Here is a 17,298-nt window from a genome sequence, read left to right as displayed (position 1 = left end):
TCGTTGCCGCCCGATGTCACTCAAGGCATTGATACGATATTACCCGTTTTGCGCCCGCGTCAATCAAACCAATACATTCAAGCACTTTGGGCTGTGGATGAATGCAAAGTCGCAAACATGGGCTTCCCCATCCCTGCCTGATTATGGCCACAGCGCGGCGCGAAGCTTGCGCGAGATCGAATGTGGCCATGGGCGGCGCGCGAATCTTTTGATGCGAAACGATTTTTGTGACCGATCGAACCGCAACATCAGGCTGGATTTATTGACAGAGCCGCCCTACCTGCTATGGATCAACCCGCTTTTTGGATAGTTAGAACGACTATCTCCTTTCACCCGGAACAAACGGAAAAGCCATGATTTCTCGCGACAAACACGACCGGATGGCCAATGCAATCCGATTTCTTGCCATGGATGCTGTGGAGAAGGCCAATTCCGGCCACCCCGGCCTGCCGATGGGAGCAGCGGATGTCGCCACCGTTCTCTTTACCCGCTACCTGAAATTCGATCCCAAGGCGCCGCACTGGCCCGACCGCGACCGTTTCGTGCTGTCTGCCGGCCACGGCTCCATGCTGCTCTACTCGTGCCTGTATCTGACCGGCTACGAAGACATGACGATCGACGAGATCAAGCGCTTCCGTCAGCTTGGCTCCAAGACCGCCGGCCACCCGGAATATGGTCATGCCACCGGCATCGAGACCACCACCGGTCCTCTCGGCCAGGGCATTGCCAATGCTGTCGGCATGGCCATTGCCGAGCGCAAGCTGGAAGAAGAATTCGGCTCCGATCTGCAGAGCCATTATACTTACGTTCTGTGCGGCGACGGCTGCCTGATGGAAGGCATCAGCCATGAAGCAATCGCGCTTGCCGGCCATCTGCGCCTGAACAAGCTCGTGCTCTTCTGGGACAACAACAACATCACGATCGACGGCGCAGTCGGCCTGTCCGACTCCACCGACCAGATCGAACGCTTCAAAGCGGTTCACTGGCACACGATCGAGATCGACGGCCACGACCCGGAAGCGATTGCCGCTGCCATCGAAGAAGCCCACAAGTCGGATCGCCCAACCTTTATCGCAGCCAAGACCACGATCGGCTTCGGCGCCCCGAACAAGGCCGGCACCCACAAGGTACACGGCTCGCCGCTCGGTGCAGAAGAAATTGCTGCGACCCGCAAGCATCTCAACTGGGAAGCCGAACCCTTCGTCATTCCTGAAGACGTGCTCGACGCATGGCGTCTGGCAGGTCTGCGCTCCACCAAGACACGCCAGGAGTGGGAAGCCCGCCTGGAAGCGGTCGAGGGTGGGAAGAAGGCCGAGTTCAAGCGCCGTTTCGCCGGCGATCTGCCCGGCAACTTCGACAGCTCCATCGACGCCTTCAAGAAGAAGGTTGCGGCCAACAACCCGACGGTTGCCACCCGCAAGGCTTCCGAAGATACACTCGAAGTCATCAACGGCGTCGTGCCGGAAATGCTCGGCGGCTCTGCCGACCTGACACCGTCCAACAACACCAAGACCAGCCAGATGGTGTCGATCACGCCGACCGACTTCTCCGGTCGTTACATGCATTACGGCATCCGCGAACACGGCATGGCTGCGGCCATGAACGGCATTTCGCTGCATGGCGGTCTGATCCCCTACTCCGGCGGCTTCCTGATCTTCTCGGACTATTGCCGTCCGTCGATCCGCCTTGCCGCACTGATGGGCATCCGCGTCGTTCACGTCCTGACGCATGACTCGATCGGCGTTGGCGAAGACGGCCCGACCCACCAGCCGGTGGAACAGATCGCGGCGCTGCGCGCCATTCCGAACCTTCTGGTCTTCCGCCCGGCAGACGAGACCGAAACGGCAGAAGCCTGGCAGCTTGCCCTGCATGAAAAGCATCGTCCCTCCGCACTGGCGCTTACACGCCAGAACCTGACGCCGGCCCGCAAGGACTATGAGGAGAAGAACCTCGTTGCCTACGGTGCCTACGAACTGGTTTCGGCAAGCGATGCGAAGGTCTCGATCTTCGCCTCCGGCTCGGAAGTCGAGCTTGCGCTGAAGGCCGCCGCAACGCTGAAGGACAAGGGCATTTCCGCCCGCGTCGTGTCCGTGCCCTGCTTCGAACTCTTCAAGGAGCAGCCGGAAACCTATCGTCAGGCGATCATCGGCAACGCGCCGGTCAAGATCGCCGTCGAAGCGGCCATTCGCCAGGGCTGGGATTACTTTATTGGCAATGACGGCGCTTTCGTCGGCATGCAGTCCTTCGGTGCCTCTGCACCGGCCAAGGACCTCTTCCCGCACTTCGGCATCACCGCGGAAGCGGTTGTCGCCGCAGCCGAAGAAAAGCTCGGCTGATCCCATTGACCGAAGATCAGGGCGTCTCGCACGCCATGATCTTCGGTCGTCGACCGCCGCAAGCGGTGGAGCGCGCCCCACGCCTTCGCCACTTTGCGCCCAAGCTATTCCATTCAGACGTAAATTATTGATCGGGAGACTGTAAATGACTGTAAAAGTAGCCATTAACGGCTTCGGCCGCATCGGCCGTAACGTCCTTCGCGCCATCGTCGAATCCGGCCGCACCGACATCGAAGTCGTCGCCATCAACGATCTTGGCCCTGTCGAGACCAATGCACACTTGCTGCGTTACGACTCCATTCACGGCAAATTCCCGGCCGAGGTGAAGGTCGAAGGCGACACGATCACCGTTGGCGGCGGCAAGCCGATCAAGGTCACCGCCGTGCGCGACCCCGCAACGCTGCCGCATGGCGAACTCGGCGTCGATATCGCGCTGGAATGCACCGGCATCTTCACCGCCCGTGACAAGGCTGCCGCCCACCTGACGGCTGGCGCAAAGCGCGTCATCGTTTCGGCTCCGGCCGACGGCGCCGACCTGACGGTTGTTTTCGGCGTAAACCACGACCAGCTGACGAAGGACCACCTCGTCATCTCCAACGCGTCCTGCACCACCAACTGCCTGGTACCGGTCGTCAAGGTTCTCGATGACCTGATCGGCATCGACCATGGCTTCATGACGACGATCCACTCCTACACGGGCGACCAGCCGACGCTGGACACCATGCACAAGGATCTCTACCGCGCCCGCGCCGCAGCGCTGTCGATGATCCCGACCTCGACCGGTGCTGCCAAGGCCGTCGGTCTCGTCATGCCGCACCTCAAGGGCCGCCTGGACGGCACCTCGATCCGCGTTCCCACACCAAACGTCTCGGTCGTCGACTTCAAGTTCGTCGCCAAGAAGGCAACCTCGGTTGCTGAAATCAACGAAGCCATCAAGGCTGCGTCGAACGGCGCGCTGAAGGGCGTTCTCGGCTACACCGACGAGCCGCTGGTTTCGCGTGACTTCAACCACGACAGCCACTCCTCGATCTTCGCCACCGACCAGACCAAGGTCATGGAAGGCAACTTTGTGCGCGTGCTCTCCTGGTACGACAACGAGTGGGGCTTCTCCAACCGCATGTCCGACACGGCCGTGGCTTTCGCCAAGACCATCTGATCCGGCGGTCGATGACAAATCAGAACCGGTGGGAGCAATCCCGCCGGTTTTTTTATGGGTCCGTCGCCGGCGCCGGCACTCCCGCCTTGCTCTGGTCCATTTTCAACCTGAACAATCACTGACAAGATTCGGTAGTCGCAGACGGGAGGCTGTGCGCCAGCTTCAAAGCATCGCTTGCAAAGGTTAGGGCATTGGAATCATTTTATCTCTTGCTGCTGGTCGCCAACGTCCTTGTTCTTGCAGCCGCCTTTTCCAGCCTGATCGCCTACCGCTTTGGCGCGCCCCTGCTCCTTCTCTTCCTGATGATCGGGCTTGCCGCGGGCAAGGATGGTCTCGGCATCGAATTCACCAATAGCGCGCTGGCCTATATGCTCGGCTCGCTGGTGCTGGCGGTCATCCTCTTCGATTCCGGTTTCAGCACGCCATTACAGACCTTCCGGCTCTCGTCCCGGCCCGCCCTGACACTTGCCACGGTCGGTGTCGTCCTGACGGCGGTGTTCTTCGCGGGCGCTGCTGCGCTACTGCTCGGTTTCTCCTGGCTGGAAGGACTGCTGCTCGGCTCCATCGTCGCCTCCACCGATGCGGCAGCCGTGTTCTTCCTGCTGCGCATCGGCGGCATCCATATTCGTGACCAGGTGCGCTCCACGCTGGAAGTGGAATCCGGCACCAACGATCCGATGGCGATTTTTCTGACCATCGCACTGGTGGAGGTCGTTGGCCGCGGCAAGGGGTTGGCGGGTTTCGATACCGGCTTCCTGCTGATGTTCCTCGAAGAAATGGGACTTGGCCTGATCTTCGGCGTGCTCGGCGGGCTGATGATCGTCAAGGTCGTCAACCGCTTCACCATGGATCGCGGGCTCGCACCCATCCTCGTCCTGGCCTTGGCGCTCCTCGTCTTCTCCTTCACCGGCGCGCTGAACGGCAGTGGCTTCCTCGCCGTCTATGTTGCGGGCATCGTTTCCGGCAACCGCAAGATTTTTGCCAAGGGCGCCATCCGCCGTTTTCATGAGGGCATGACATGGCTGGCGCAGATCATCATGTTCCTGATGCTCGGCCTGCTTGCGACACCCTCGCAGTTCCCGGCCATCATCATTCCCGCCATCCTGCTTGCGCTCTTCCTCATTTTCGTTGCAAGGCCGCTTGCGGTGTGGCTGAGCCTCATGCCCTTCAACTACACCCAGCAGGAAACGAGCTTCGTTGCATGGGTCGGTCTGCGCGGTGCCGTCTCCATTCTGCTCGCCATCCTGCCCGCACTTGGGGGGCTCAACAATGCCGAGATCTATTTCAACGCCGCCTTCATCATCGTGCTCGTCTCGCTTCTCTTGCAGGGCTGGACGATCAAGCCCGTCGCAACCCGTCTCGGCCTCGTGGTACCGCCGCGCATGGGTGAGGTGGACAAGCTGGAAGTGGATCTGCCCGGCACGGCAACCCACGAGCTGATCTCCTACCGTGTGGCAAAGGGCAGCGCGATCCTGCAGGGCGAGCGCATTCCCCGCTGGGCCATGCCGTCTCTGGTCGTGCGCGACGGCACCTCGATCCGCTATCAATATGCCGGCAGGCTTCGGGAAAACGATCTCGTCTATCTCTTCGTCATCCCCAGCAATGCAAGGCTGCTCGACCGCCTCTTTGCCAGCGCCAAGCCGGTGACCGCCGATGACGAGGACATTTTCGGTACCTTCGCCATCTCGCCGCAACGCCCGGCAACGGAACTGGATGCATCCTACGGGCCTGGGCTGATCACGCCCCAGGAGCAGTCGCTTACCGTTGGCGAACTGATCGAAACCCGCCTTGGCGGAAAGGCTGAATATGCCGATCGCATCCGTCTCGGCTCGCTGATCCTGATCGTCCGCGATCTCGATGAAAACCACGCGATTTCCAGCATCGGCATTTCGCTGGAACCGGTCGAACCGGCGACCACGCTGCCGATCTTCATCAACCTGAAAGACATCATCCACCGCGCCCGCGAGCACCGCAAGGAAAGGCGCCGTGCCCGCCTGAACGCGAAGTGAAAGCGCGTCATGGCATCGTGACGAAAACGCCTTGCGTCGTTGGTCAGGCATAGTATGGTCGCGCCCGAAGACATTGTTTCAAACACGTTTTACAGGATTGATCTATGCCCGCCTTCAAGACCCTTGACGACCTCACCGACATTTCCGGAAAGCGCGTTCTCGTTCGCGTCGATCTCAATGTGCCGGTTGCTGACGGCAAGGTGACGGACAAGACCCGCCTGGAACGCGTGGCACCCACCATCCTGGAACTCTCGGACAAGGGCGCCAAGGTCATTCTGCTCGCCCATTTCGGTCGCCCCAAGGGCGAGCCGGTTGCTGACATGTCGCTGTCGCTGATCGCGCCTGCGCTTGAAGAGGTTCTCGACCACGCCGTCCACGTCGCCACCGATTGCATTGGTCCGGCTGCTGCGGACGCCATCGCCAAGATGAATGATGGCGATATCCTGCTTCTGGAAAACACCCGCTTCCACAAGGGCGAGGAAAAGAACGATCCGGCCTTCGTCACCGAGCTTGCCAAGAACGGCGATGTCTACGTCAACGATGCCTTCTCCGCAGCCCACCGCGCCCATGCCTCCACCGAAGGTCTCGCACGCCATCTGCCGGCCTATGCCGGCCGCACCATGCAGGCGGAACTGGAAGCGCTGGAAAAGGGTCTCGGCGCCCCTGCCCGCCCGGTGGTTGCCATTGTCGGCGGTGCCAAGGTGTCCACCAAGATCGATCTCCTGATGAACCTCGTCAAGAAGGTCGATGCGCTCGTCATCGGCGGCGGCATGGCCAACACCTTCCTCGCCGCCCGCGGCACGCAGGTCGGCAAGTCGCTCTGCGAGCATGATCTGGCCGAAACCGCAAAGCAGATCATGATCGAAGCCGCAACGGCTGGCTGTGCCATCGTGCTGCCGGATGACGGCGTCGTTGCCCGCGAGTTCAAGGCCAATGCCGCCAACGAGATTGTCGATATCAACGCCATCCCCGAAGACGCCATGGTACTCGATGTCGGTCCAAAATCGGTCGAAGCCATCAAGGGCTGGATCTCGCGCGCAGAAACGCTGGTCTGGAACGGCCCGCTCGGCGCCTTCGAAATCGAACCCTTCGACACCGCAACGGTCGCTGCCGCCCGCCATGCCGCCGAATGCACCAAGTCCGGCAAGCTCGTCTCCGTCGCCGGCGGCGGTGATACGGTCGCAGCGCTGAACCATGCGGGCGTTGCCGAAGACTTCACCTACATCTCGACAGCCGGCGGCGCCTTCCTCGAATGGATGGAAGGCAAGGTCCTGCCCGGCGTCGCCATTCTGCAGGAACAGAAGTAAGCGTCTGCTTATTGTGAAGCGTGCGTCTTGGCAGTCATCTCAATGCCAAGAGCGCGCATCACGGCAAATGTCGTCTTGAGCGTGGGATTTCCGTTCTCACTGAACGAGCGGTAGAGCTGCTCGCGTGATAGGCCGGTTTTACGGGCTATCTCTGTCATCCCTTTGGCGCGGGCGACAACGCCTAGCGCTTTCGCCACATAGAGCGCGTCGCCAGTCTCAAAGGCGTCGGCCATGAATGCGGCGATTTCCTCATCGTCGACGAGAGCGGCAGCAGGGTCGTAGGTCGTTAGTTTCTCACTCATCTCGTTCGCTCCATTCCTTGGCCAGCGTTTTGGCAAGCGCGATATCGCGCGGCTGCGATCCTTTGTCCCCGCCACACAGCAGCACGATCAAAACGCTTCCCCGTTTTTGAAAGTAAATCCGGTATCCCGGCCCTTGGTGAATTCGTAGTTCGCTGACGCCGTCTCCGACAGCTTCGACGTCTCCGGGCAAGCCTGCAGCCAACCTCATCAGACGTGCAGCGATAATCGTCCTGGCGCGTTTATCTCGCAGCTTTGATTCCCATTTGGAAAAGACGGAGGTCTGCTTCAGCTCGAACATTCTGCTTATGTAGTCTAAAAACTACGATCAATCAAGCAATCGAATGAATTGATCGCGACGACCAAACTGCGCAAACTACAACTTCAGGACCTTCAACTTACTAAAACTATTTCAAACGATTCAAGGCATTAGCCTGCCATCTTTCTGCCTCTGTCTGGTATCTGAGTATGATTATGTATTGGGAGAACTGCAAATGACCGAACGTCTTCAAGATATTGCACAAAAAATGATGTCGAACGGCAAGGGACTGCTGGCGGCGGATGAGTCCACCGGCACGATCAAGAAGCGCTTCGATACGATCGGTCTGGAATCGACCGAAACCAGCCGCCGTGATTATCGCGAAATGCTGTTCCGCACCGAAGAGGCGATGACCAAGTGCATCTCCGGCGTCATTCTCTACGAGGAAACCCTCTTCCAGAAGGCCGCCGATGGCACGCCTTTCGTCGAGATCATCAAGGCCGCCGGCGCCGTTCCCGGCATTAAGGTGGACAAGGGCGCCAAGCCGCAGGCTTTCTTTCCGGGCGAGACGGTCACCGAGGGCCTTGACGGCCTGGCGGATCGCCTGAAGACCTATTACGAGGCCGGTGCGCGCTTTGCCAAATGGCGCGGCGTTATTGCTATTGGTGATGGGCTTCCGACATGGGGATCGATCAAGGCGAATGCCCAGGCGCTTGCACGCTATGCAGCCCTTTGCCAGCAGGCCGGTATCGTGCCGATCGTCGAGCCGGAAGTGTTGATGGACGGCAAGCCTGGGACCCACAGCATCGACCGTTGCGCCGAGGTGACCGAATGGGTGCTACGCACTGTATTCACCGATCTTTATGATGCCCGCGTCGATCTGGAAGGCATGATCCTGAAACCCAACATGGTCATCGACGGCAAGAATGCCCGCAAGGCAAGCGTTGAAGAGGTCGCCGAAAAGACCGTGAAGGTGCTGAAGGCCACCGTGCCATCCACTGTGCCCGGTATCGCTTTCCTTTCCGGCGGCCAGTCATCGGAAGAAGCCACAGCCCACCTCTCGGCCATCAATGCCGGCTATGACCTGCCCTGGTCGGTCACCTTCTCCTATGGCCGCGCATTGCAGGAAGCAGCACTCCATGCCTGGGGCGGCAAGCAGGAAAATGTCGCAGCCGGCCAGCGTGCCTTCCGCCACCGCGCCGAGATGAATTCTCTGGCAGCGCGCGGCAACTGGAAGCAGGAGCTTGAGAAGGCGGCCTGACGTCGCTTCTCTCTACGTAAGCCCTATCGAAGACTGTACCGGAAAGCCGCTCCCCTCGAGCGGCTTTTTCTTTTCGCGGCGGCTCGCCGCTCTTCAAATTCACGCTCGCCCGGCGCAGTATGCCGCCATGACAGGCCCGTCACCGTCCCGACAGCAACCCGACAGTCGGGCGGATGGCGTGGTGATCGATGGCGGTTTGCGGAAATGTCGACCGCGTCGAACCTTGGAGAGAATGATGCTGGTACAGAAACTCAGGCTACAGCGTGGCTGGTCGCAGGAGCAGTTGGCAATCGTCAGTGGCTTGAGCGTGCGCACCATTCAGCGTATCGAGCGCGGCCAATCCGCGAGCCTGGAAACGCTCGCAACGTAAGAGCGTTTCCTTGTTAAATAGAAACAGTTCTGTTGGTTCAAACGGGATCGACTGATTGTCCGGGCGGCGCGTGCCGTAGCCAAAGCATACGGCCAAGCCGTCCGGGCAAGCAGGTGGCCCGTTTCAACCAACCCGAAGGGCCGGGCATCTTTCCGCCAGGCTCAAAGGCGATCGGCTCGACCGTACCCTTGGGTATGCCCTTCGCCAATCGCCTTTGCCCTGACGAAAACCTGCTCCGGCAGAACGTTTCTATTTAACAAGGAAACGCTCTAACATCCGTCTTCGAGATCGACGTGTCGCAACTGACCGTAGAAAAGGAAACGGATATGCAAAGCATTGCTGTCGACTCCAGAGAAGCCGAAGAAGCCCTCGCGTTCGAGCGCGTGCGAAAGATCAAGAAGTTCTACCTGCATGTCGCGCAATATGTCTTGGTCATCGCCATGCTGCTCGTCATCAACCTTGTTACCAGCCCACATTACTTCTGGGCCATATGGCCAGCCCTCGGCTGGGGTGTCGCCCTTGCGATGAACGGCATGACCACCTTTGACCTCGTGCCCTTCCTCAATGCCGCATGGGAGCGCAAGAAGGTCGAGGATTATCTCGGGCGCAAACTCTGATCATCTAAAGCGGCGTGCGTTTCGTTAAACGCACAAAGGACGCTTTAGCTTTTTGAAGCTACGCATCGTGCTTTCCGAAAATCGAGACCGATTTTCGGGCCCATGCTGTAGGCGCTTCCGTCATCGATGGGAGCGCCGAAATTCATGGCCGCAGCAGCAGCACCAGCGTCCATAGAACAAAGGCCACCACGGCGATCTTCCAGAAATCGGCGCGTCGTCTAAAGCCCGGGAATCCGAGCGGGCGGATGAGCTGGATACCCATGGCCAAAAGTAGCAAAAGGCCGATCGCCTTCGTCATCACGCAACCTTTTGGCTCAATCGGGCAAGCTGTGTGCCACCGTTTCTGCCATCTTCTGAGGGAACCCTTGGCAACTGCCGCCGGTTCAACTGCAAATGTCTATTAAAGGGCTTGCCGCATCCGTGAGCCAAATGTCAAACTCATTCTACATCGTCACAGGGTGGACATTTTTATGCTCACCATGGCGGCGTCTTATTCGCACCAACTTCCACATGATACCGGCAATAGCATCAGCATGAGAGAGACTTTATGAGCAGAAATATTCTACCCGTATTCGCTCTTCTCACCAGCACCCTCTTCCTCTTTCTTGGCAACGGCCTGCAGGGCCTGCTTCTGCCGGTGCGCGGTTCAGAGGAAGGTTACTCCAACGAAGTGCTCGGTTTTCTCGGCACCTCCTGGGCGGCAGGCTTCGTCATCGGCTGTTTCGTCGCGCCCGCCATCGTGCGCCGGGCCGGCCACATCCGCGCCTTCGGCAGCTTCGTCGCCGTCATCTGCCTCACCGTTCTCCTGACCGGGCTCTTCATCGACGACGTCTCCTGGGTTGCCCTGCGTGCCCTGACGGGCTTCTGCACGGCCGGAACCTCGATGATCATCGAAAGCTGGTTGAACGAGCGCGCCACCAATGAAAGCCGCGGTGCGATCTTCTCGCTCTATATCGCCATTACGCTCTTCGGCGTGGTAGCCGGACAGCTCGTCATTCCCTTTGGCCATGTCGGCAATACATCGCTCTTCATGGTCTGCGCCATCATCTATTGCGTCGCCATCCTTCCCGCCATGTTGTCGAAAGCGGAAAGCCCGCAGCCGCTGAAGAAGGTCAAGCTCGATCTTCGGGCGCTCTACCGCAATTCGCCGGTATCCTTCGTCGGCATCCTGCTGGTCGGCATCGCCAATGGCGCCTATGGTACGCTGGCTGCCGTCTTCGGCGCACGTGCGGGGCTCGATCCCACCACCATCGCCATCATGGTCAGTTCCACCATCTTCGTCGGCGCGCTCGCACAATTTCCGGCTGGCAAGCTGTCCGACCGTATCGACCGTCGTTTCGTGCTGGCAGGCCTCTCGGCGCTCGCCGCCGTCGCGGGCCTTGCGATTGCGATCATCCACCCGACACATGTCTATGTGCTGATCGGAATGATCTGCGTTTATGGTGCCGCCGCCAATGCGCTCTACCCGATCGCGGTCGCACACGCCAACGACTTCGCCTCCTCGGAAGATTTCGTCAAAGTCTCGGGCGGCCTGCTTTTGCTTTACGGCATCGGCACCATTATCGGCCCGACGCTTGGCGGCCCGATCATGACCTCCTTTGGTCCTTACGCGCTGTTTCTGGTAACGGCGGTTTCGCATCTTCTGATTACGGCTTATTCTATCTTCCGCTCGAGGCAGCGCGCCGCGCTCACCACCGCGGAGAAGGATAACTTCTCCACCATGCCGACGGCCCCTGCGCCGCTACTGACGCCTGAAAGCGCTTCGCTGGACCCCAGAGCACCGCAATATCCTGAAGAGGAAGCAGATTTGCAGAAGGGAGCAGGAATATGAGTATCTTTGACGAGGATCTTCCGCAAAAGCAGAACACCACGCACATCATCGGCGCCGACCTGGCGCTGCTTTCGGTGGATGAGCTGACCGCACGCATCAATATTCTGTCAGCCGAAATCGAACGGCTGGAAGGCGAAAAGGAGAAGAAGTCGGCGGGCCGCAAGGCTGCGGAAAATCTGTTTCGCACCAGATGAGATGAAGAATGGCGAGCAAACGTTACCCCGTGAGACAGTTTTTCGTTTACCATTAACCAAATATTAAGCTTTCTGAGAGATTACTATACATGTTCAGTTCTGCTGAACCTCAGGCAGTTTCTCCTATCGGCGAATTGGTCTGATTTTTCTCCCTGTTTTACTTTGAGAGCCGCTTTTGCGGCTCTTTTTTTATTCTGTTGGAAAACCTGCAAAACTGTGGGTATTAACCTTTCTTTAATAATCAGCTTGCGCATTTGCGGTATTGGTATCATCCTGAAAATACAAAGGCCGGAACAATTCACCCGCTAACTCCGTTGCCTCACCGTATCATGCGTAAGCAGGGATTAAAGAAATGTCGGAACAGGTTTTGAATACCATCAGCTTCGCCGGCCGCGCCGCAGCCTCGAACCAGTTCAAGACTCTCTATGCCGAGGGCATGGGCCTGGTGGAAGAAACGGCAAGCTACCTCGATGGCTCCGGTCGCGCAGCCTCCAAGGTGCTGCCGCGTATGGCATCGGTGCTCTATGCCGCGGAGTCCATGCGCCTCACCACCCGCCTGATGCAGATGGCCTCCTGGCTGCTGCTGCAGCGCGCCGTCAACAATGGCGAGATGACCCGCGATCAGGTTCTCAACGAAAAGAACAAGGTCCGCCTCGACAACTTCAACGTCGATCGCAACGCTCCAGGCTGGAACGACCTTCCGGAATCCTTCCGCGATCTCGTCGAGCGTTCGCTTCGCCTGCAAAACCGCGTTGCCCTTCTCGACCGCGAAATCTATCGCCCGTCGGAAGCAAAGGTACCGGACAACGAAAACAGCGTTCAGGCACAGCTCAACCTGCTGCGCACCGCGTTCAACAGCAACTGATCGCGCTATTCCCGACGCATGATTTTGAAGAAGCAGGCTCCGGCCTGCTTTTTTGTTGTCTGAAGTCTGCCGCGCCATATCGCTGGCACCTCAGACGAGCGCTTGAAACGCAACCCTTGTCTCACATCAGCAGGGTGCCACGCATTGATCCGTCCTACACGAAGCAGACCACCCCGCTCCGTCATCCAGACAACAAAAAACCCCGGATCGCTCCGAGGTTATTTTGCAGTCCATGATCAAACGGATTAGAGGCCGAGGCCGCCGAAACGCTTGTTGAACTTGGAAACGCGACCGCCGCGGTCCATCAGCTGCTGGTTGCCACCAGTCCAGGCCGGATGGGATCTGGGATCGATTTCGAGGTTCATAACTGCGCCCTCGGAACCCCAGGTCGAACGGGTTTCGTATTCGGTACCATCGGTCATGACAACTTTGATCATGTGATAGTCGGGATGGATTTCAGCCTTCATGACAATCTTCCTGCGTAAGTGGGTGCGGACCATTTGCCGCAATTGCGTCAACTGAGCCGATTCAATAAATGAAACCTGAGCCCTTTAGGCCATGGCTTCCCAATTTGATGCGGAGCCTATACATGAAGGGCGCCGAGATAACAAGTGCCTGCCGATCACGGCAAGACACATATCAAGACGCCAAAACGGCGTCGCCGCCGGACCTGTTGATCCTGCGGCACCAAGGAGTAATGCACGTGGCAGACATTGAGGCACACAAGCCCGCAGGGCGCAGGACGCTGAAACCTCTGGCAAGCCTGTTTCCCTACCTCAAGCGCTATCGCGGCCTGGTTGCCGCGGCCCTTTTTGCGCTCGTGCTGTCCTCCGCCACCACGCTTGCGCTACCGCTTGCCGTGCGCCGCATCATCGACCACGGTTTTGAAGCGACCGGTGGCGCGATGATCAACGATTATTTTGCCATGCTGCTGGCGATCGCCATCATTCTCGCGCTCGCCAGCGCCATGCGCTATTATTATGTGATGATCATCGGCGAGCGTGTGGTGACCGATCTGCGCCGTGATGTCTTCGCCCATCTGACCTCGCTGTCGCAGGCCTTCTTCGATACCAACCATTCCGGCGAACTGACATCACGCCTCACGGCCGATACGGTGCAGATCCGCTCCGCCTTCGGCTCGTCGGCTTCCGTGGCGCTGCGCAACACGCTGCTCTGTCTCGGCGCCGTGGCAATGATGGTCTATACCAGCCCGAAGCTTGCGGGCCTTGCCCTTCTTGCCATTCCCTTCATCGTCTTTCCATTGATTGCCTTTGGCCGCTCGGTGCGCTCGCGCTCCAGAACCACGCAGGATACGCTTGCCGCTTCGTCTGCCTTCGCTTCCGAGACGATTTCCGCCAGCCGCACCATCCAGTCCTTCAATGCCGAGATGCTGGCAAACAGCCGCTATGATGCAGCCGTGGAGAAGGCCTATCATGGCGCCCGCGCGGCCATCAGCGCCCGCGCTATTCTGACGGCCGTTGCCATCAGCCTGGTCTTCGGCAGCGTCGTTGCCATTCTCTGGTATGGCGCGCATAGCGTTCTGACCGGTGCGATCTCCGCCGGTACGCTCAGCCAGTTCGTTCTCTATTCCGTCATTGCCGCAAGCTCGCTCGGTCAGCTCTCGGAAGTCTGGGGCGAGCTGTCGCAGGCAGGTGGCGCGGCCGAACGCCTCTCCGAATTGCTGGAGGAAAAGTCCCCTGTCGAAGAACCGGTCGCACCCGTTTTGCTGCCCGTTCCGCCGCGCGGCGAAGCAAGCTTCGAGCATGTGGCCTTCCATTATCCGAAGGGTGGAGGCAAACCGATTATCTCCGACCTCTCCTTCCACGTCGCCGCCGGCGAAACAGTGGCGATCGTCGGCCCGTCGGGCGCTGGAAAAAGCACCGTCTTTTCGCTTCTGATGCGCTTTTACGATCCGCAATCCGGCCGCATCACCATCGACGGCACCGATATCCGCTCCGTCACCTTGAAGGAGCTGCGCTCCAGGCTCGCCATCGTGCCGCAGGATGTGGCGATCTTCGCCTCCTCTATCCACGACAACATTGCCTTCGGCAGACCGGATGCCACACGTGAGCAGGTGCGGGCTGCAGCGGTCGCCGCGCAGGCCGATGGCTTCATTGCCAGACTCCCAGAAGGTTACGACACCGTGGCCGGCGAACGCGGTGTCACACTCTCCGGCGGCCAGCGCCAGCGCATCGCCATTGCCCGTGCCATCCTGCGCGATGCGCCGATCCTCCTCTTGGATGAAGCCACCTCAGCGCTGGATGCCGAAAGCGAAACGCTGGTGCAGAAGGCGCTGGACGAGCTGATCGCCAAACGCACCACCATCGTCATTGCCCACCGCCTCGCAACCGTGCTCAAGGCCGACCGCATTCTGGTGATGGATGAAGGCCGCATTATCGAGGAAGGCACGCATCAAAGCCTGATCCGCCAGGGCGGTCTCTATGCCAAGCTGGCGCGCCTGCAATTCAACACGGATGCCAACGACGCGGCTTGAAGCACGGTCCACGCAAAACTGCGCAGCGGTTTTGCGATCACCACATGCGACAAGAATGACCCAAAGCTTGTGGCCGAATCTGAAAGATCGCGACACGCTTTAAAGGCCGCGATCCCGATGTGAGCGCAAAGCGCCCCACTGCCCCGACAGGATCAGCGCTCCGTCAGCTTCAACTCGATACGGCGGTTCTGCGAACGGGCTTCCGGAGTCTCGCCTTCCGCCAACGGCTGATATTCGCCAAAACCGGCTGCGACCAGACGGTTGGCCGGCACGCCCTTGGAAATCAGGAACTTGACGACCGATGTGGCGCGGGCCGACGATAGCTCCCAGTTGTCACGAAAACGTCCGGAGCCGGACAGAGGCACATTGTCCGTGTGACCATCGACACGCAGCACCCAGTTGATTTCCGGTGGGATTTCCTTGGCAAGATCGATCAGCGCTGCGGCAAGCTTCGCCATCTCCACCTGCCCCTCCGGATTGAGATCCGTGCCGCCGGACGGAAACAGAACCTCCGACTGGAAGACGAAGCGGTCGCCGACGATGCGGATGTTCTCGCGGTCCGAGAGGATTTCGCGCAGGCGTCCGAAGAAGTCGGAGCGATAGCGGTTCAACTCCTGCACACGCTGCGCCAGCGCCACGTTCAGACGACGGCCGAGATCGGCGATTTTCACCTGAGAGGATGTGTCCCTGGCTTCCGACGCCTGCAGTGCCGCCTCGACAGAGGCGATCTGGGCTCTGAGTGCGGCGATCTGCTGGTTCAGCAATTCGATCTGCGTCGAGGCTCTGGCACCGGCCTCGCGCGCATCCTCAAGCTCGCCCGTCAACTGCCCGACACGGGCATTGGCGGCGGAACTGTTGCCCGCGCCGGAATCAAGAAGTGCCTGCAGGCGCGAGCGTTCGTTTTCAGACTGCGCAAGGGTGGATTGCAGATTGGCAAGCGTGTCTTCGATATCCTGCTTGCTGCCCTTTTCCAGCGCCAGCAATTCGGTCAACTCGGCAATCTGGTTGTTGAGGCGCGTCATGACCTCGTCCTTGCCGGAGATTTCGCGCGAGAGCACGAACTGCGCCAGAACGAAAACGGTGAGCAGAAACATGATCGCCATCAGCAGCGTCGACAGCGCATCGACGAAGCCCGGCCAGTAATCGATACCTCTGTCGCGACGGCGGTTGCGCGCAAGCGCCATGGCTACGCGCTCCCGTTATCGTGGGGAGTGGATCGCCTGGCCGCCTTCTGGTCGGCATCCATTCGCGCAGTGAGACGGTCAAGCGTGCGACGGAGCGCCTTGGATTCCTCCTGCTGCGCTTCGATCCAGTCGCGCAGCATTTGCTGCTCGCCGCGCATATTCTTCACCAGCCCCTGAATGCCCTCCGCCAGATTATGCATGGCGGCAAGCGAACGCTCGGTACCGGCGGCACCGCTCGCCGCAACGGGCTTGCCGTCAACGGAGAGATCGACGCCCGGATCGGTAACGGAAGACAGCCAGTTTTCCAGCTGGGTATAGAAGCGGTTTTGCGCGCGGCCCGCCTGGAGATCGAGAAAGCCGAGGATCAGCGAGCCGGAAAGACCGAGCAGCGAGGACGAAAACGCCGTGCCCATGCCCGACAGCGGCGCCGTCAGGCCGGATTTCAGCGACGACAGAATATCGCTGCTGTCGCCGGATGTCGGATCGAGGCCCTGGATGACGTCGCTGATGGCGCCGATCGTGCCGATCAGACCCCAGAAGGTGCCGAGCAGACCGAGGAAGACCAGAAGGCCGATGAGATAGCGCGAGGTGTCGCGCGATTCATCCAGACGAGTGGCGATGGAATCGAGAATGGAGCGCTGCGTGACGGTCGAGACTCGCACTTCGCCGCGCTTGCCGATCAGCGCCCGCATCGGCGCCAGGAGCTTCGGCGGACGCCCGGCCTTGTCGACGCTTCCGGCTGCCTGGAAATTGTTGAACCAGCGCACTTCAGGGCGCAGGCTCAATATCTGCATGAACACCAGAACGATGCCGATGGCGAGAACGCCGAGAATGAAGCCGTTCAGACCCGGATTGGTCATGAAGGCTGACTGGGCCTGCCGGAAGAGAATGGCGGCAAGGAAGGACACGATGATGAGAAAGATCATCATCGTCCATAAGAACGGCGTCGGGCTGGACAGCTTGTGATGATATTCTTTCGTCAGCGGTTTCTCGACGCCGACATCGAGCAGTTCCGTATCCGCCATAGGGCCCGTTCCTTTGATGCTGCCATGACCTTGCCCTCAAGACTGGGGCATCAACATGGTTCGGAGCGGAAGCTAGAGTAAAATTACGACG

The 17,298-nt window shown here is 59.5% G+C and carries 17 protein-coding genes; 11 read left to right on the top strand and 6 right to left on the bottom strand.

What is annotated here, in order from left to right; all coding sequences use genetic code 11:
- Window positions 1-353 precede the first annotated feature (353 nt).
- The 4 genes from tkt (at window position 354) to AC07U5_RS03795 (ending at window position 6,808) form a co-directional block, all read left to right on the top strand.
- Window positions 354-2,336: a transketolase gene (gene tkt, locus AC07U5_RS03810; RefSeq protein WP_112521015.1), complete on the top strand. Its 1,983-nt coding sequence runs from the start codon at window positions 354-356 to the stop codon at window positions 2,334-2,336.
- Window positions 2,337-2,481: 145 nt separating this feature from the next.
- Window positions 2,482-3,492 carry a type I glyceraldehyde-3-phosphate dehydrogenase gene (gene gap, locus AC07U5_RS03805; protein WP_062439786.1) on the top strand — a complete coding sequence of 337 codons (1,011 nt, stop codon included), beginning with the start codon at window positions 2,482-2,484 and terminating at the stop codon, window positions 3,490-3,492.
- Window positions 3,493-3,683: 191 nt separating this feature from the next.
- Window positions 3,684-5,501, top strand: a complete 1,818-nt coding sequence (locus AC07U5_RS03800) for a potassium/proton antiporter (RefSeq protein WP_333630661.1) — start codon at window positions 3,684-3,686, stop codon at window positions 5,499-5,501.
- A gap of 104 nt (window positions 5,502-5,605) precedes the next feature.
- Window positions 5,606-6,808, top strand: a complete 1,203-nt coding sequence (locus tag AC07U5_RS03795; protein WP_062598855.1) for a phosphoglycerate kinase — start codon at window positions 5,606-5,608, stop codon at window positions 6,806-6,808.
- A gap of 8 nt (window positions 6,809-6,816) precedes the next feature.
- Here the strand turns inward: AC07U5_RS03795 and AC07U5_RS03790 are convergent, their stop codons facing one another.
- Together AC07U5_RS03790 and AC07U5_RS03785 are read right to left on the bottom strand one after the other, a co-directional pair.
- Entirely contained in the window at window positions 6,817-7,110 is a 294-nt protein-coding gene (locus tag AC07U5_RS03790; RefSeq protein WP_112521011.1) for an addiction module antidote protein, read from the bottom strand.
- Window positions 7,103-7,408: a type II toxin-antitoxin system RelE/ParE family toxin gene (locus AC07U5_RS03785; protein ID WP_494722339.1), complete on the bottom strand. Its 306-nt coding sequence runs from the start codon at window positions 7,406-7,408 to the stop codon at window positions 7,103-7,105. Before AC07U5_RS03785 ends, AC07U5_RS03790 begins: the two co-directional genes overlap by 8 nt.
- A 193-nt stretch (window positions 7,409-7,601) precedes the next feature.
- On the opposite strand from AC07U5_RS03785, the gene AC07U5_RS03780 reads away from it, so the two are divergent.
- The 3 genes from AC07U5_RS03780 to AC07U5_RS03770 all read left to right on the top strand — a co-directional run bounded on the left by AC07U5_RS03780 (window position 7,602) and on the right by AC07U5_RS03770 (window position 9,614).
- Window positions 7,602-8,627, top strand: coding sequence for a class I fructose-bisphosphate aldolase (locus tag AC07U5_RS03780; RefSeq protein ID WP_494722338.1), 1,026 nt, complete (start codon window positions 7,602-7,604; stop codon window positions 8,625-8,627).
- 235 nt (window positions 8,628-8,862) lie between these two features.
- On the top strand, window positions 8,863-8,997 hold the full coding sequence (locus AC07U5_RS03775; protein ID WP_236769615.1) for a helix-turn-helix domain-containing protein: 135 nt from the start codon (window positions 8,863-8,865) through the stop codon (window positions 8,995-8,997).
- A gap of 326 nt (window positions 8,998-9,323) precedes the next feature.
- Window positions 9,324-9,614: a 2TM domain-containing protein gene (locus tag AC07U5_RS03770; RefSeq protein WP_494722337.1), complete on the top strand. Its 291-nt coding sequence runs from the start codon at window positions 9,324-9,326 to the stop codon at window positions 9,612-9,614.
- 142 nt (window positions 9,615-9,756) lie between these two features.
- Here the strand turns inward: AC07U5_RS03770 and AC07U5_RS03765 are convergent, their stop codons facing one another.
- The gene (locus AC07U5_RS03765; protein WP_165457088.1) at window positions 9,757-9,912 is read right to left on the bottom strand and encodes a hypothetical protein; all 156 of its coding nucleotides are present in this window, start codon (window positions 9,910-9,912) and stop codon (window positions 9,757-9,759) included.
- Window positions 9,913-10,161: 249 nt separating this feature from the next.
- Here AC07U5_RS03765 and AC07U5_RS03760 point away from each other — a divergent pair, with 249 nt between their 5' ends.
- The 3 genes from AC07U5_RS03760 to rcdA all read left to right on the top strand — a co-directional run bounded on the left by AC07U5_RS03760 (window position 10,162) and on the right by rcdA (window position 12,504).
- Window positions 10,162-11,445 carry an MFS transporter gene (locus AC07U5_RS03760; protein WP_062427922.1) on the top strand — a complete coding sequence of 428 codons (1,284 nt, stop codon included), beginning with the start codon at window positions 10,162-10,164 and terminating at the stop codon, window positions 11,443-11,445.
- Window positions 11,442-11,639 carry a DUF1192 domain-containing protein gene (locus tag AC07U5_RS03755; RefSeq protein ID WP_111849604.1) on the top strand — a complete coding sequence of 66 codons (198 nt, stop codon included), beginning with the start codon at window positions 11,442-11,444 and terminating at the stop codon, window positions 11,637-11,639. Before AC07U5_RS03760 ends, AC07U5_RS03755 begins: the two co-directional genes overlap by 4 nt.
- Before the next feature lie 352 nt (window positions 11,640-11,991).
- Complete coding sequence (rcdA, locus tag AC07U5_RS03750) at window positions 11,992-12,504, top strand: protease adaptor protein RcdA (RefSeq protein ID WP_062427920.1); 513 nt, start codon at window positions 11,992-11,994, stop codon at window positions 12,502-12,504.
- A gap of 245 nt (window positions 12,505-12,749) precedes the next feature.
- Here the strand turns inward: rcdA and rpmE are convergent, their stop codons facing one another.
- On the bottom strand, window positions 12,750-12,971 hold the full coding sequence (gene rpmE / locus AC07U5_RS03745) for a 50S ribosomal protein L31 (protein ID WP_062427919.1): 222 nt from the start codon (window positions 12,969-12,971) through the stop codon (window positions 12,750-12,752).
- 236 nt (window positions 12,972-13,207) lie between these two features.
- On the opposite strand from rpmE, the gene AC07U5_RS03740 reads away from it, so the two are divergent.
- A complete protein-coding gene (locus tag AC07U5_RS03740) occupies window positions 13,208-14,998 on the top strand; it encodes an ABC transporter transmembrane domain-containing protein (RefSeq protein WP_494722336.1) in 1,791 nt (596 codons plus the stop codon).
- 152 nt (window positions 14,999-15,150) lie between these two features.
- Here the strand turns inward: AC07U5_RS03740 and AC07U5_RS03735 are convergent, their stop codons facing one another.
- A complete protein-coding gene (locus AC07U5_RS03735) occupies window positions 15,151-16,182 on the bottom strand; it encodes a peptidoglycan -binding protein (protein ID WP_062427918.1) in 1,032 nt (343 codons plus the stop codon).
- Between the two features lie 2 nt (window positions 16,183-16,184).
- The gene (locus tag AC07U5_RS03730; protein ID WP_112521007.1) at window positions 16,185-17,207 is read right to left on the bottom strand and encodes a flagellar motor protein MotA; all 1,023 of its coding nucleotides are present in this window, start codon (window positions 17,205-17,207) and stop codon (window positions 16,185-16,187) included.
- Between the last annotated feature and the right edge of the window lie 91 nt (window positions 17,208-17,298).

The sequence above is a fragment of the Agrobacterium sp. GW821-FHT02D03 genome, assembly GCF_059421725.1.
The sequence above is the reverse complement of the archived record's forward strand: the minus strand, read 5'-3'. Positions and strand labels throughout refer to the sequence as shown.

Excerpts from the sequence above, each read along its gene's own strand:
- AC07U5_RS03770 (WP_494722337.1), top strand. The coding sequence starts at position 9,324 with ATGCAAAGCATTGCTGTCGACTCCAGAGAAGCCGAAGAAGCCCTCGCG.
- gap (WP_062439786.1), top strand. The coding sequence starts at position 2,482 with ATGACTGTAAAAGTAGCCATTAACGGCTTCGGCCGCATCGGCCGTAAC.
- AC07U5_RS03760 (WP_062427922.1), top strand. The coding sequence starts at position 10,162 with ATGAGCAGAAATATTCTACCCGTATTCGCTCTTCTCACCAGCACCCTC.
- AC07U5_RS03780 (WP_494722338.1), top strand. The coding sequence starts at position 7,602 with ATGACCGAACGTCTTCAAGATATTGCACAAAAAATGATGTCGAACGGC.
- rpmE (WP_062427919.1), bottom strand. The coding sequence starts at position 12,971 with ATGAAGGCTGAAATCCATCCCGACTATCACATGATCAAAGTTGTCATG.
- AC07U5_RS03765 (WP_165457088.1), bottom strand. The coding sequence starts at position 9,912 with ATGACGAAGGCGATCGGCCTTTTGCTACTTTTGGCCATGGGTATCCAG.
- AC07U5_RS03755 (WP_111849604.1), top strand. The coding sequence starts at position 11,442 with ATGAGTATCTTTGACGAGGATCTTCCGCAAAAGCAGAACACCACGCAC.
- AC07U5_RS03775 (WP_236769615.1), top strand. The coding sequence starts at position 8,863 with ATGCTGGTACAGAAACTCAGGCTACAGCGTGGCTGGTCGCAGGAGCAG.
- AC07U5_RS03730 (WP_112521007.1), bottom strand. The coding sequence starts at position 17,207 with ATGGCGGATACGGAACTGCTCGATGTCGGCGTCGAGAAACCGCTGACG.
- AC07U5_RS03795 (WP_062598855.1), top strand. The coding sequence starts at position 5,606 with ATGCCCGCCTTCAAGACCCTTGACGACCTCACCGACATTTCCGGAAAG.
- AC07U5_RS03735 (WP_062427918.1), bottom strand. The coding sequence starts at position 16,182 with ATGGCGCTTGCGCGCAACCGCCGTCGCGACAGAGGTATCGATTACTGG.
- AC07U5_RS03790 (WP_112521011.1), bottom strand. The coding sequence starts at position 7,110 with ATGAGTGAGAAACTAACGACCTACGACCCTGCTGCCGCTCTCGTCGAC.
- rcdA (WP_062427920.1), top strand. The coding sequence starts at position 11,992 with ATGTCGGAACAGGTTTTGAATACCATCAGCTTCGCCGGCCGCGCCGCA.
- tkt (WP_112521015.1), top strand. The coding sequence starts at position 354 with ATGATTTCTCGCGACAAACACGACCGGATGGCCAATGCAATCCGATTT.
- AC07U5_RS03785 (WP_494722339.1), bottom strand. The coding sequence starts at position 7,408 with ATGTTCGAGCTGAAGCAGACCTCCGTCTTTTCCAAATGGGAATCAAAG.